At 55.5% G+C, this 12260-nt stretch carries 14 protein-coding genes; 7 read left to right on the top strand and 7 right to left on the bottom strand.

All coding sequences use genetic code 11. The features are described from left to right. Positions 1-88 precede the first annotated feature (88 nt). Positions 89-855, top strand: a protein-coding gene (locus tag A9D15_RS16210; protein WP_425304720.1) for an IS5 family transposase whose coding sequence is annotated in 2 segments (ribosomal slippage) — positions 89-410 and positions 410-855 — 768 coding nt in all. Because the reading frame shifts where the segments join, the coding sequence is not laid out codon by codon here. On the opposite strand, the gene A9D15_RS04695 is transcribed toward A9D15_RS16210, so the two are convergent. From A9D15_RS04695 to kce, 5 genes are all read right to left on the bottom strand, one after another. Next, on the bottom strand, positions 781-1065 hold the full coding sequence (locus A9D15_RS04695) for an SDR family NAD(P)-dependent oxidoreductase (protein WP_066762350.1): 285 nt from the start codon (positions 1063-1065) through the stop codon (positions 781-783). The genes A9D15_RS16210 and A9D15_RS04695 overlap by 75 nt on opposite strands. A gap of 39 nt (positions 1066-1104) precedes the next feature. Next, entirely contained in the window at positions 1105-2106 is a 1002-nt protein-coding gene (locus A9D15_RS04690; RefSeq protein ID WP_172807466.1) for an NADP-dependent oxidoreductase, read from the bottom strand. Beyond that, positions 2103-3158: a phosphotransferase family protein gene (locus tag A9D15_RS04685; protein ID WP_066762341.1), complete on the bottom strand. Its 1056-nt coding sequence runs from the start codon at positions 3156-3158 to the stop codon at positions 2103-2105. The genes A9D15_RS04690 and A9D15_RS04685 overlap by 4 nt, the downstream gene beginning before the upstream one ends. Then, the gene (locus tag A9D15_RS04680; protein WP_066762337.1) at positions 3155-4333 is read right to left on the bottom strand and encodes an acyl-CoA dehydrogenase family protein; all 1179 of its coding nucleotides are present in this window, start codon (positions 4331-4333) and stop codon (positions 3155-3157) included. Before A9D15_RS04680 ends, A9D15_RS04685 begins: the two co-directional genes overlap by 4 nt. 172 nt (positions 4334-4505) lie before the next feature. Beyond that, positions 4506-5432, bottom strand: a complete 927-nt coding sequence (gene kce / locus A9D15_RS04675; protein ID WP_229660442.1) for a 3,5-dioxohexanoate:acetyl-CoA acetone transferase — start codon at positions 5430-5432, stop codon at positions 4506-4508. A gap of 352 nt (positions 5433-5784) precedes the next feature. Between kce and A9D15_RS04670 the strand changes: the two genes are divergently transcribed. The 3 genes from A9D15_RS04670 to A9D15_RS16205 are packed head-to-tail and all read left to right on the top strand — an operon-like array spanning position 5785 to position 8719. Continuing rightward, positions 5785-6630, top strand: coding sequence for a fumarylacetoacetate hydrolase family protein (locus A9D15_RS04670; protein WP_066762332.1), 846 nt, complete (start codon positions 5785-5787; stop codon positions 6628-6630). A gap of 29 nt (positions 6631-6659) precedes the next feature. Further along, positions 6660-8294 carry an FAD-dependent monooxygenase gene (locus A9D15_RS04665; protein ID WP_066762328.1) on the top strand — a complete coding sequence of 545 codons (1635 nt, stop codon included), beginning with the start codon at positions 6660-6662 and terminating at the stop codon, positions 8292-8294. Beyond that, positions 8291-8719, top strand: a complete 429-nt coding sequence (locus tag A9D15_RS16205) for a nuclear transport factor 2 family protein (RefSeq protein ID WP_082924266.1) — start codon at positions 8291-8293, stop codon at positions 8717-8719. Before A9D15_RS04665 ends, A9D15_RS16205 begins: the two co-directional genes overlap by 4 nt. Before the next feature lie 2 nt (positions 8720-8721). On the opposite strand, the gene A9D15_RS04660 is transcribed toward A9D15_RS16205, so the two are convergent. Next, positions 8722-9414 (bottom strand): TetR/AcrR family transcriptional regulator, encoded by a 693-nt coding sequence (locus tag A9D15_RS04660; protein WP_066762325.1) that lies wholly within the window; start codon positions 9412-9414, stop codon positions 8722-8724. 339 nt (positions 9415-9753) lie between these two features. Between A9D15_RS04660 and wrbA the strand changes: the two genes are divergently transcribed. From wrbA to A9D15_RS17045, 3 genes are all read left to right on the top strand, one after another. Further along, positions 9754-10353, top strand: coding sequence for an NAD(P)H:quinone oxidoreductase (gene wrbA, locus A9D15_RS04655; RefSeq protein ID WP_066762317.1), 600 nt, complete (start codon positions 9754-9756; stop codon positions 10351-10353). Between the two features lie 133 nt (positions 10354-10486). After that, positions 10487-10612 (top strand): hypothetical protein, encoded by a 126-nt coding sequence (locus A9D15_RS17050; RefSeq protein WP_268237110.1) that lies wholly within the window; start codon positions 10487-10489, stop codon positions 10610-10612. 71 nt (positions 10613-10683) lie between these two features. Beyond that, the gene (locus A9D15_RS17045; RefSeq protein WP_066762314.1) at positions 10684-11397 is read left to right on the top strand and encodes a TonB-dependent receptor plug domain-containing protein; all 714 of its coding nucleotides are present in this window, start codon (positions 10684-10686) and stop codon (positions 11395-11397) included. Between the two features lie 57 nt (positions 11398-11454). Here A9D15_RS17045 and A9D15_RS04645 read toward each other — a convergent pair. Then, on the bottom strand, positions 11455-12260 hold an 806-nt coding region (locus A9D15_RS04645), incomplete at its 5' end, for an IS3 family transposase (protein ID WP_066762217.1).

Below are 12260 nucleotides of genomic sequence, written 5' to 3'. Positions count from 1 at the left end.
CTAGGCCCTGTTGACAAACTGGATTCACAATCGCTGCGAGATGTGATTCAAGATAGCTTTTGCGGAGGTTATCTTGGCGCGGTTGCTGATGGAGGATGCCGAGTGGGCATTCTTTGAACCCTTTTTGATAGCGATCCGGGGGCAAGGCGGTCGCCCGGCCTCCAACCACCGCCTTGTTCTCGATGGTATTTTCTGGATTGCTCGAACCGGTGCTGCCTGGCGTGATCTGCCTGAAGAGTTCGGCAAGTGGTCGAGCGTGTATCGCCAGTTCCGGCGCTGGACCCTGGCCGGACTTTGGGAACTGGTGCTCGATGCCCTCAACGATAGCGGCGCAGCGCCAGACAGCGTCCAGATGATCGACAGCACCGTGATCCGCGCGCACCACTTGGCAGCGGGCGCAAAAGGGGGACTCAAAGACAGGGTTTTGGCCGTTCAAAAGGTGGCTTCACGTCCAAGATCCATCTCATTACCAACGCTCACGGCCTCCCTGTCCGGGCGGAAGTAACGGGAGGTGAAGTATCTGACTTCAAAGGCTTCGATGCTCTGGTCGACGATGACCTGCCGACGGCTCGCGTGTTCCTGGCTGACCGGGGTTATGACAGCGATCATATCCGGGCAACGATCACCGAGCGTGGCGGAACACCAGTGATCCCGGCCAAGGCCAATCGCAAAGAGCCGATCCCGCACGACACCGTCACCTACGCCTTGCGGAACCGTATTGAGCGGTGCTTCGCCAAGCTCAAATGCTCGCGCCGCCTCGCAACCCGATACGACAAAACCTCAGCAAGCTATCTCGGCTTCATACATATCGCCGCCGCCCGCCTCTGGACCAATCAGTTTGTCAACAGGGCCTAGGTTACTCCAACTATCTTCCTTGCTCACGTCGTGGTGGACGAAAAGAGCATTGTCTCCTAGTTCCTTAGCTATTTCTTCGCCATTAGGATCAATGTCCGCCAATATAACCTTGGCGCCCTCTTCGATAAATAGTTTTGCTTCAGCTGCACCTTGACCCATTGAGGCACCGGTAACAATCGCGACTTTTTCTGCAAGCAATTCCTTTTGCATTTTTATCTCCCACAAATTAATTGTCTATAAGTCTCTATATTAAAGGCGTATGACAAGTTTTCCTTTGTTACGCCCAGAATATAAGCGCTCAATTGAGCTTGGTGCCGCCTCAAGACCGTCCAGTATATCTTCAAAGTATCGAATCTTACCGGAACGAACGAATTCGGCGACGTGAGTTATCGCTTCAGGGAAACGGTCCTTGTAATCGAGGGCGATAAAGCCCTTCATGCTGGCCCGTTTGGTTAGCAAATGGCGCTCAACCCTTGGCCCTTGAGGCCACGGTGACCAAGCGGCAAGCGCTGCCGTGCCGCAAATTGCGACCCGGCCGCCAAGTGCAAGATTGGCAAGAACGGCGTCGCTGATTGGACCTGCCGTATTGTCAAAATAGCAGTCGATGCCATTAGGGCAGGCTTGGGCGAGTGCATGCTCGAGATTGTGTTCGGCCTTATAATCGATCGCAACTTCGAAGCCAAAATCATCGACGCACCTGCGACGTTTATCTTCGCCTCCGGTGATTGCCACTGTCCTACAACCTAAGGCTTTGGCGATCTGGCCTGCGCAGGAACCCACTGCCCCTGCCGCTGTCGAAATGACGATAGTTTCCCCTGCGCGCGGCGCGCAAATTTCAAGAAGGCCGAAATAGGCGGCAATTCCATTAAGGCCCAGTACGCCAAGTGCGGTTGAAAGTGGGAGGTCGCGCTCCGTTACGCGGAGTAAAACTTGTTCTGGACTGGCTACAGCATATTCCTGCCAACCAAACAGGCCAACGATGTACTCGCCCTGTGTGAAGTCGGGATTTCGGGATTGAATGATTTCTCCGACCGCGAATGCGCGCATCGTGTCGCCCGGGCTAACTCTTGGAAGATAATTCCCTTCGTCCAAGAGCCAGCCACGCATAGCAGGGTCGACGGACAGGAAGGCGTTTCGAATTAGGAACTGTCCTTCGGCAGGCGTCGGAACCTCGGTTTCCCGAATGGCGAAATGCTCTTCGGCCGGTACGGAATTGGGTGTAGATCGAAGCCAAATCTGTCGGTTGGTCATACTAATGCGGCCTCTTTGCGTGCGAGCTGAGCGATGATTGGGAGATCTTGCACCAAGCTTGCCGCACGCGCTGAAGCGGCGTTGCCGCGTATCAGCCGTCCATGAATCCCATGGATGATGGCCGCGAAACGGAAGAGGTTGAAGGCCAGATAATACGGTAGATCCGGGATGGAACTTCGGCCCGTGCGAGCGCAATATTTGGAAACGTAGTCCGCCTCCGCTGGAATGCCGAGCTTGGCTAAATCCTGGCCCGCGAGTCCTGCGATCGTCAATCGTGGCATCCGGTACGTCATCAAGTGATAAGCGAAATCGGCCAAGGGGTGTCCAAGTGTCGATAACTCCCAATCTAAGACGGCGATCACTTTGGGTTCGAGGGGATCGAAGATGAGATTATCAAGGCGGAAATCGCCGTGCACGATAGTTGTCTCATCGTCGGCTGGTATGTGAGCCGGCAGCCAATCGACAAGCCAGTCGAGATCGGCATTTCTTGGAGCGATATGGTCGCTGGTGTACTGACTGGACCAACGCGCGATCTGTCTCTCAAGATACTTATCTCGGCGGCCGTAATTATCTAGGCCAATCCGAACTGGATCGATCGAGTGCAATTCTGCGATCGTCGCGTTCTGGGCGTCAAAGATGGCATTCCTTGCGTTCTGATCTAATCCGGGAAGTGCTGGATCGACGAAATTTCTACCGTCCACCATTTCCATCAAATAGAAAGGGGTGCCGATAATCGAACTGTCGTCGCAAACCGCATAAACCCGCGGGACTGGCACTTTCGTACTAGCAAGCGCCGACATTATTTGGGCCTCCCGTTCGATCGCATGGGCTCCTTTAACGATCAGACCGGCAGGCTTCCGTCGCAGCACATATCGGCGATCGGGTGTAATCAGTTTATATGTCGGGTTGGATTGGCCTCCGCTAAATCGCTCAAGCAGAGTTACCCCTTCAAAGCCGGATACCTCTCGGTGGAGCCACTCGTTGAGGCGGTTGACATCGATTCCGTCCGCGAAGGCGTGGTTCCGAGCTTCTGGTTCGGTCTTTGCGGTCATGGCCGCTCACTTTCGCGTGCGATCTGCCTGGCGATAGACCATTTATGGACTTCGGTAGGTCCATCATAAATTCGGAACGCACGGATCTCGCGGAAAATTTGCTCCACGACGGTGTCCGCAGACACTCCGGTGCCGCCCATGATCTGTACACAGCGGTCGGCAACACTGAACAAGGCTTCCGACACTGCGACTTTTACCATCGAACTTTCGATGCTCGCCTTTTCACCGGTATCAAGGAGGTCGGCACACCAGCCGATCATCAGTTCGCTTTGTTTCAACGCGATCCGGTTGTCGGCTAGCATGAAGCCGACACCCTCATGCTCGATTAAGGACTTGCCGAAAGCCCTTCGTCCAACGGCATATTCCGTCGCGATCTCATGCGCGCGGGTGGCCGCACCAAGCCAGCGCATGCAATGGGTCAGGCGTGCGGGGGCCAAGCGTAACTGCGCATATGCAAATCCTTCATGCGGCGCACCCAGAATGTCCTCATCGCTCACGATCAAATTAGTGATGGTAAGTGTCGCATGCCCGCCAGGCATCGAGTTGTCGATCGTAACGGGAACCCTATCGATGTGGATTGCAGAATTAGGAAGTTTGACGAGGAACATTGTCGCCGCCATTTTGCCATCACCCCGATCAGTACGGGCCATCAGGATGGCAGCCTCCGCGCCGGCAAAACCGGTGATGAATGCCTTGCGCCCGTTTATTACCCACGTGTCGTTGTGCCGGTGAGCGATGGTTTTTAGCATCGTCGGATCGGATCCCGCGCCGCCTTCCGATGCCGGCTCACTCATAAGAAAGGCGGACCTTTTGCCTGCAAGAAGGGGCTCAAGAAAGCGCACTCGTTGCGAGCCGGTCGCGATCTTGCTCAAGAGATGCACGTTGCCTTCATCCGGGGCCGCCGTATTGAGAGCCAACGGTCCTAGGGGCGACAGGCCGGATGCGCGCAATATGGGCACCATCTCCCGGTGACAGAGCGCCTCACCTCCAGCAGATATATGCGGATTGAACAGGCCGGCCTCACGCGCTTTGGCGCGCAATTCGTGAACAAGTTCTTCTTGTGGGCCGTGGGCGGTGCGACGGTCGTCAGCCTCGTAGGGCGTCACGATACTCCTGACAAAGTGCTCCACCCGTTCAGCGATATTGAAAGAAGAGTTTTCGGACATTGCAGTCATGCTCTTCTCGATGATTGAAGCGCGGCAGATAAAATGCGCGTTGGCCCAGTTGTTCGTCTCAAACTATTCATGGTTCATGAACTCGCAGATATTGGTCGGTTCCGCCGTTTGCACATCCGATCGAAGGAGGCGCTCGCATCCCCATATGTTGGTGTGAGAGGCGGGCGACAGATCAAAAGGAAGTGTTGTCGGCGCCCTTTAGGGCCAGCATCTCACGTGCCTCGGCGGGGGTAGCGATGTCGATTGCGAGGGGCTCAAGGATCGAACGGATCAACCGAACCTGCTCAGCGTTCGAGGTGGCCAGTCGCCCCTTCCCGGCATAGAGAGAATCCTCGAGTCCTACGCGGACATTCGCGCCGTTGAGCGCGCCCATGGTTATGAACGGGAGCTGGTGGCGGCCAGCAGCCATGACCGACCAATGATATTGGTCCCCGAAAAGCTTGTCGGCGATCCTTCTCGAATGAAGGAGATTTTCTGTATCGGCGCCTGTGCCGCCTAGGATGCCGAAGATCGACTGAACGAAAAGCGGTGGAGTGACGAGCTTCCGGTCAAGGAAATGTGCCAGCGTATACAAGTGAGCGGTATCATAGCATTCGAACTCGAACTTAGTGCCATGCCCTTGCCCCAGCCTTAGTAAAATCTCCTCGATGTCCTTAAAAGTGTTCTTAAACACCCAGTCGCGCGATGCTTCGAGATGAAGCGGCTCCCACTCATGCTTGAACGTTTGATAGCGCTGTAGCATTGGGTACATGCCAAAGTTCATTGAACCCATATTCAGTGAGCAAAGTTCAGGCGACGCTCGGAGGGGGGCGGCCAGCCGGTCATCCATCGACATGCCCTGTCCGCCACCGGTGGTGATGTTCACGATTGCATCAGTGCCCTGTTTGATTCTTGGCAGAAACTGCATGAACACGTCAGGATCGGCGGTCGGCCTGCCAGTTTCGGGGTCGCGGGCATGGAGATGCAAGACTGCCGCCCCTGCTTCCGCCGCATCAATTGCCTGACGGGCGATCTGATCGGGCGAGATCGGCAAATGTGGGGACATGGTTGGAGTGTGGACTGCCCCAGTCACCGCGCAGCTTATGATCACCTTTGACAACGCGTAATCCTCTCTGTGTACGTTCTCGGGTCTTCCGCCCGTCGTGTGCGGCTGTTGCCGCTGGGACCGTGCATTTCCATGCACTTCGAATGTCGCAAAGCTTCGACAGTCAGCGGCCCAAAGCCTCATTTGCCTGCGGCGGAGGTCATTTAGGGGCCGTGACGAAACTCTGCCTTTCGAATCTCAATCACCTCTTACTGCTCAGGTGATCAGTAGCAAACAAAATAGTAGCGCGAAAGCTCAAATTTGCCTGCGTAATCTGACAAGAATCCTCCTTGCTATTGTTCAGTAGATCAGTAATGGTGGGGAATGGATATGCGGGCTGAAGGCGCCGCTTCACGGGAGAGAGTTGATGCGCCTGGCGCGGTACGAGTTTGAAGGTAGGGTCCGAATTGGCGTGGTTGAAGGCGATTGCGTTGTCCATCTGTCGGACCGGATCGAGCGCCTTAACGGCGATATGGCGCACCTAATCGAGCATTGGGCTGATCTGCGAAGTCAGGCGGAGAAATTGCGTGGGCGCGCCGACTGTCGGACCGGTGATGTAGCTTTTCTAGCACCAGTTGAGCGGCCTGGGAAAATTTGGGGCATTGGCCTCAATTATAGAGATCATATTGAAGAGAGCGGGTCACCTGTCCCCGAAGAGCAAACTTGGTTCGTGATGGCAAATACTACTGTGGCGGGACCCTACCAGGACATTGAATTGCCTAGAGTTTCAAAGGCGCTCGATTACGAAGCCGAGTTGGTTTTCGTTGTTGGCAAGCGCATCCGTTACGCGAATGCTGGTGATGCCTCAGACGCCATTTTTGGCTATTGCGTGGGCAACGATATTAGTGTGCGCGATTGGCAACTTAGAACGGGCCAGTTCTCTATTGGCAAATCCTTCGACACTCATGCTCCCTACGGCCCATGGATCGTTACGGCAGACGAGATCGATCCGCTTTCCTTGCCGATCCGAAGCTATGTCAACGATGAGGTCCGGCAACAGTCGAATACGCAACATCTGCTGTTCACTCCGGCGCAGCAAGTCGAGCACCTTAGTAAAGCGATGACCCTCGAGCCTGGTGACGTGTTCTTCACTGGAACGCCGGGCGGGGTGGGGGGCGCGATGTCTCCTCCTCAATACCTCGAGGTCGGAGATAGGGTGCGGGTCGAAATAGATGGGCTCGGATACATCGAAAATACGGTAGCCAAAGGTTGATAGGCCGGGCGGATTGGGAGAGCAGCGTGATGAACACAAAGAACCCTGTCTTGATTGTGGGGGCCGGTCCAGTTGGCATGGTTTTGGCGCTCACACTTGCGCGGCACGATGTACCGTCCATCGTCGTTGAGCGAAACTTGAACACAACCCGCCATCCTAAGATGGATCTCACCAACGGCCGTAGCATGGAAATCTTTCGCTCGTTGGGCATTGTCGATGAATTGCGAGCGGTGGGCGTCCCTTCAGATCAGCCACTGGATATAGTCTGGGCGACATCGCCGGTTGGGCACGTACTTCATCGGTTCGCTTATCCGAGCCCGAATGCCGCCAGAGAAATCGCCAGAGTGGTTAATGACGGCACGACGACGTCCGAACCATCGATGCGGGTTTCGCAGGTGGTACTCGAGCCCGCGCTGAAGGCTCAACTCGAGGCGTCGCCGCTGATCGACCTCCGGTTCGGCTGGGCGTTCGAAAGCCTGCAGCAAATGGATGCCGGAGTGGTCGCCAGCATAGTCGCGACCGACGGATCGGCTACCATGGACATCTGTTGTGATTACCTAGTCGGATGTGATGGTGGCGGTAGCTGTGTTCGTGATGCTGCAGGCATGGAGGTCGAGGGCGAACATGCCATTGCCGAATTTTATATGATCCACTTTCGTGTTGCCCGAAGCGACCTACTGACCCGCTTCGGGCCTGTGTTCCATCTCCAAACTGGCAAGGGAACGCTCATCTCCCAGAACGGCGATGACGTCTGGACGCTTCATGTTCTCGCCCCTCCAGATTCGGATCCACGGGAACTGTTGCGGAACTTTGTTGGAGCCGAAATCGAGGTCGAGATCCTCGTTTCGAATCCGTGGAAGCCGCACATGACGGTAACCGATCGCTATCGTGCTGGTCGAGTGTTCATTGCCGGCGATGCCGCTCACCAAGTCATCCCAACCGGTGGTTACGGTATGAACACCGGTGTTGGAGACGCGCTAGACCTAGGTTGGAAACTCGCTGCGGTCGTCAATGGCTGGGCTGCGGCACCCTTACTTGACAGCTATGAAGCCGAGCGTCGGCCTGTCGCCTTACGAAATCGGGATGCGGCGGGCCGCCATATGGCTGTCCGACAGCAGATTGGGCAGCAAATCCACCTAGCCGAAGCGGAAGGCGATCTTGAGTCACCTGAAGCAGCGTTGAAGCGAATCGCGCTCGGGGAAAAAATTGCTGCACTGGGCAACATGGAAAACGAAAGTTGGGGCATCGAACACGGTTTCAATTATTGCGGTTCTGAACGCATTGTTAGCGAGGCTGTAGAGCCGGTCTTCGATCCAGAGCGGTGCGTGCCCAGTACGATACCTGGCTGCCGCTTCCCTAATTACTATTTGGACAGCGGTCAGTCGATTGCAGACCTGTTTGGACACGGCTTCACGCTGGTCGCAATTGGAGTGGATGAGATCGGCAATATTGGTGTTTTGGCACAGTTGATTGGAATGCCATTCAAAATCGTGCGGCTGGAAGTTGAGTCGGTTACCCAAAAGCTTGAGGGGCGCCTCTTCTTGGTGCGGCCAGATCGCCATATCGCTTGGCGAGGTGACTGCATGCCGTCCGACTGGCGCCCTATCCTTCAGAAATTGGTCGGCATTTCTCTTCCCGCGGATATCGAAAAGGAAATCGCATGAATAACGCGCTGAATGCATGCGCCGAGATCCGATCCGCCTGCGCGGCCTTGATCGCCGATTACGCATACTATGTCGATCATCGCGAATTTGATAAAGCGGTAGCCCTGTTTACCGAAGACGGTAAAATTGATCGTCCCGATCTGGTCTCCAACGGACGCGGGGAAATTGCGGCACATTGGTCCAGCAGACCAGCATCTCTGGTAACCCGTCATGTCTGTAGTCCACCGAGCTTCCGCGAGGTCTACGGGACTAGTGCGACGTCAGTCACCTATTTTACGTTATATAGCCTAAACCACGAAGGCGAAGGCGCACCACCTATGGTAGATCCTATCGCGCTAGGTGAGTTTCACGATATATTTGTGAAAACGGATTATGGTTGGCAGTTCAGTTCGCGTAAGGTGGTCGCTGCTCTAAAGCCGGTTTAGACTTATGGTTCTTGAATGAAGATCATTTTATAGATCATGTCGATGGTGGCTTCGATTTCAATCTTGGAGAATGGATTGCGCTTGGTCAGGAACTGATACTCGGCGGAAACCGAAAATGGGACCGCGGCCATACTTACGATTGCGAACCTCAATCGCTCTGGGCTAAGTTTGTGAACCGCTCCTTCCGCTTGTGCTTCGGTGATCAGCGCGCACATTGCGTCAAATGGCTTGCGGTTCACATTCTCGATTATCCAAGTTAGCCGTTCGGAAGGTTGATGCGCTTCCAGAGTCATGAGCCTGTGTAGTTCGGGGACTTCGGCAAACAATTCCACCAGTCCTCGAATGGCGATCATGAGCCTTTTCGCGGCCGACATTTCAGATGTGGCGTTCGCTAAGAGTTGCTTCATTGTCGCCATTGATGCGATGTTTTCAAGGACTGCTCGCCAGAGATCCTCTTTAGTTTTAAAATGATAGACGAGCAGCGAAATCGATACTTGTGCATCGCTGGCGATCGCCCGTGTTGATGCCCCATCAAAGCCGGCTGTAGCAAAGGCATGTAGAGCCGCCGCCATTATCCGCCCTCGTACTTCTTCAGGGCGACGAGTGCGGCGCGCGGGCTTAGCTTTGGATGCGGTACTGCTATTCGGACTCGAAGGCACAGTTTTTAGCCCGTCGCGGTTAGTTTTTTCTGACATGCACCCTCAACTACTGGAAGCCTCATCTAACGGCAACACCTATCAGTGCATCTTCTTCCCTAACCATAACTGTGCACTGATTCAGGTCTTAGTCTACTGAGCGAGCCCAGCATTGCCTCACCCTCCTTGGCTAGGCTGCCCGCCCGAACTTGCTGGCGGAACACATTCAATCTTTTATTGATCAGCCGATCAGTAACGGCTATGCGGTAGGTGCTGTTGAGTGCTCGCTCTTGTTATGAATGACTCCAATATTCTCTAGAAGTAGCCAACACTTAATTAGTAAAAATACACACGTTATAAGTAATATATAGATAATGCAATTTTTGAAAGGTTAAGTCCATGGCTAAGGTTCTCGTCCTTTACTACTCTAGCTACGGCCATATCGAAGCGATGGCTACTGCGATCGCTGAAGGCGCTCGCAGTGCCGGAGCTGAGGTCGACATTAAGCGGGTGGCGGAAACGGTTCCGGAGGAGATTGCTAGGGCGGCGCATTTCAAGCTTGACCAGGTTGCTCCGATCGCCTCGATTGATGAGCTTCAGCACTATGACGCCGTGATTGTTGGCACAGGCACTCGGTTTGGTCGCATGTCATCGCAAATGGCTGCCTTTCTTGATCTGGCCGGCGGTCTTTGGTCTCGCGGCGCGCTCAATGGAAAAGTGGGGGCAGCATTCACTTCCAGCGCCACCCAGCATGGCGGGCAAGAGACAACGCTGTTTTCAATCATCACCAATCTTATGCACTTTGGTATGACAGTCGTGGGTCTCGATTACGGTTTTGCGGGGCAAATGGACAATAGTCAGGTCGTTGGCGGCGCGCCTTATGGGGCCACGACAATTGCAGGTGGCGACGGTAGTCGTCAGCCCAGCGAAGTCGACCTGGCTGGGGCTCAGTATCAGGGGCGCCGTGTTGCTGAGGTGGCTAGCAAGCTGTTCGGTTGAACTCAGAGGGTTTGGCCAAAAAACGGTCTTCAATGTGAAGTGAGAGTGACTGGCGATTGTCGGGCCTCTCGGCAATCGCCCTCACGCTAGAAAAAAGCTTGCTACTGATCGGATGATCAGTAAAGATGCGTTCGTGGCTGATGCGCTCAAGTCCGAAAATTTGGATGGAAGCTGTGAGAACCGCAGGAATTATCTGGGGTTAGAGGCCGCATTGATTCGTTTGGCCGTCGAGTGGCGGATTGCAAGATTGATCGTTTGATCAAAAATATAACGAATTGACCGTCATGAGCGCAGCTACTGAACGGTCGATCGCTTGGGAAGGAAATTGAGATGGCATATTATTTGTCGAAGCGTCTGGCGATCATGCTCGCTGGGGCGTCCGTCATGGGTTTTGCGGGTGTCGCATTTGCACAAGATGACGTTAACGCTCAGCAAGCCGACGACTTCGGTGAAATTATCGTTACTGCGAACAAGCGCAGTGAAAGCCTCAGTAAGGTAGGTGTGAGTGTCTCAGCCTTCTCTGGCGATATGCTGGAGACCCGTAATATCGTGAGGCCCGACGAACTGGCAAAAGCTGTGCCAAGCTTGGCTCTCGCGCCCTCAACCCATGGTACGCCCGTCTACACCCTGCGTGGGGTTGGCTATAACGCTGATGCTCTTGCCGTATATCCTGCAGTTAGTATCTCCCTCGATCAAGCGCCAATGCCATTCCCTGTCTTGGCTGGGCATTCCATGTTCGACCTTGAGCGTGTCGAGGTGCTTAAGGGGCCGCAGGGTACGCTTTTCGGTCAAAACTCGACTGGCGGCGCGATCAACTATGTCGCTGCAAAACCGACCGATACTTTGGAAGCTGGGGTGGACGCCAGCTACGGACGTTTCAGCGAAGTGCGCGGTACCGCCTACGTGAGTGGGCCGCTCAGCGACACGCTGGCGATGCGCGTAGCGGTGGATGCTGCTCATCGGGGTAACTGGCAGAGGAATTTCGCCCGTACTCCAGAGGACAACAGCAGCCGCGTAGATCTACGTAATGGCGAAGAAGACTGAGGTGGTCCCGCCTTCCTGGACAGTTTGGCGGCTGAGTTAAGCTAATCCCGGTTGTCGTTATGCCGCCTTCTTGATCATCAGATCATGGGGGGCATGCCCCCCATGATCTGATTGCCCGATCCGCCGATAGGCCTCCACCGGGGTTCGTCCGGCTAGGCCCGAGTGCGGACGCTGGGTGTTGTAATAGGTGATCCACCGGCCAAGGCCAGCACGCAGCTCGGAGCCGGTCTCGAAGGCATGGAGGTAGACGCACTCGTACTTCAGGGACCGCCAGAGCCGCTCGATGAAGACGTTGTCCATCCACCGCCCCCGGCCGTCCATGCTGATGCGGACCTCGGCCTCGCGCAGCACGCTGGTGAAGGCCTGCGACGTGAACTGGCTGCCCTGGTCGGTGTTGAAGATCTCGGGCTTGCCGTAGCGGGCCAGCGCCTCCTCCAGCGCCGCAACGCAGAAGCCGGCATCCATCGTGTTCGACAGCCGCCAGGCCAAGACCTTGCGTGTGGCCCAGTCCATGATCGCGACCAGGTAGAGGAAGCCCCGACGCATCGGGATGTAGGTCACGTCGGCGCACCAGACATGGTTGGGCCGCTCGATCGCCAGCTTGCGCAGCAGATACGGATAGACCCGGTGCTGTGGGTGCGGATCGCTCGTGCGTGGCCGCTGGTAGATCGGCGTCAGCCCCATCTTCGCCATCAGCCGCCGCGCCCGCCTGCGACCGATCTCGTGTCCGGCACGCCGCAGGTGCCGCGCCATCTGGCGACTGCCGTACCATGGGCATTCCATGAAGGTCTCGTCGATCACCGTCATCAGCGCCAGCGTCTCGTCCGTTTCCGGCACCGGTGCGTAGTAATAGGACGAGCGGC

Origin of the sequence: Croceicoccus pelagius, from assembly GCF_001661915.1 — a bacterium.
GTDB classification, from domain to species: Bacteria; Pseudomonadota; Alphaproteobacteria; order Sphingomonadales; family Sphingomonadaceae; genus Croceicoccus; species Croceicoccus pelagius.
Note: the sequence above shows the minus strand (reverse complement) of the source record. Positions and strands in the feature narration are given on the sequence as shown.

What these genes read in the sequence shown, in the direction of transcription:
- A9D15_RS04680 (WP_066762337.1), bottom strand. Translation starts at nt 4,333, where the DNA reads ATGACTGCAATGTCCGAAAACTCTTCTTTCAATATCGCTGAACGGGTG.
- A9D15_RS04660 (WP_066762325.1), bottom strand. Translation starts at nt 9,414, where the DNA reads ATGTCAGAAAAAACTAACCGCGACGGGCTAAAAACTGTGCCTTCGAGT.
- A9D15_RS16205 (WP_082924266.1), top strand. Translation starts at nt 8,291, where the DNA reads ATGAATAACGCGCTGAATGCATGCGCCGAGATCCGATCCGCCTGCGCG.
- A9D15_RS17045 (WP_066762314.1), top strand. Translation starts at nt 10,684, where the DNA reads ATGGCATATTATTTGTCGAAGCGTCTGGCGATCATGCTCGCTGGGGCG.
- A9D15_RS04690 (WP_172807466.1), bottom strand. Translation starts at nt 2,106, where the DNA reads ATGACCAACCGACAGATTTGGCTTCGATCTACACCCAATTCCGTACCG.
- A9D15_RS04670 (WP_066762332.1), top strand. Translation starts at nt 5,785, where the DNA reads ATGCGCCTGGCGCGGTACGAGTTTGAAGGTAGGGTCCGAATTGGCGTG.
- wrbA (WP_066762317.1), top strand. Translation starts at nt 9,754, where the DNA reads ATGGCTAAGGTTCTCGTCCTTTACTACTCTAGCTACGGCCATATCGAA.
- A9D15_RS04665 (WP_066762328.1), top strand. Translation starts at nt 6,660, where the DNA reads ATGAACACAAAGAACCCTGTCTTGATTGTGGGGGCCGGTCCAGTTGGC.
- A9D15_RS04695 (WP_066762350.1), bottom strand. Translation starts at nt 1,065, where the DNA reads ATGCAAAAGGAATTGCTTGCAGAAAAAGTCGCGATTGTTACCGGTGCC.
- A9D15_RS04685 (WP_066762341.1), bottom strand. Translation starts at nt 3,158, where the DNA reads ATGACCGCAAAGACCGAACCAGAAGCTCGGAACCACGCCTTCGCGGAC.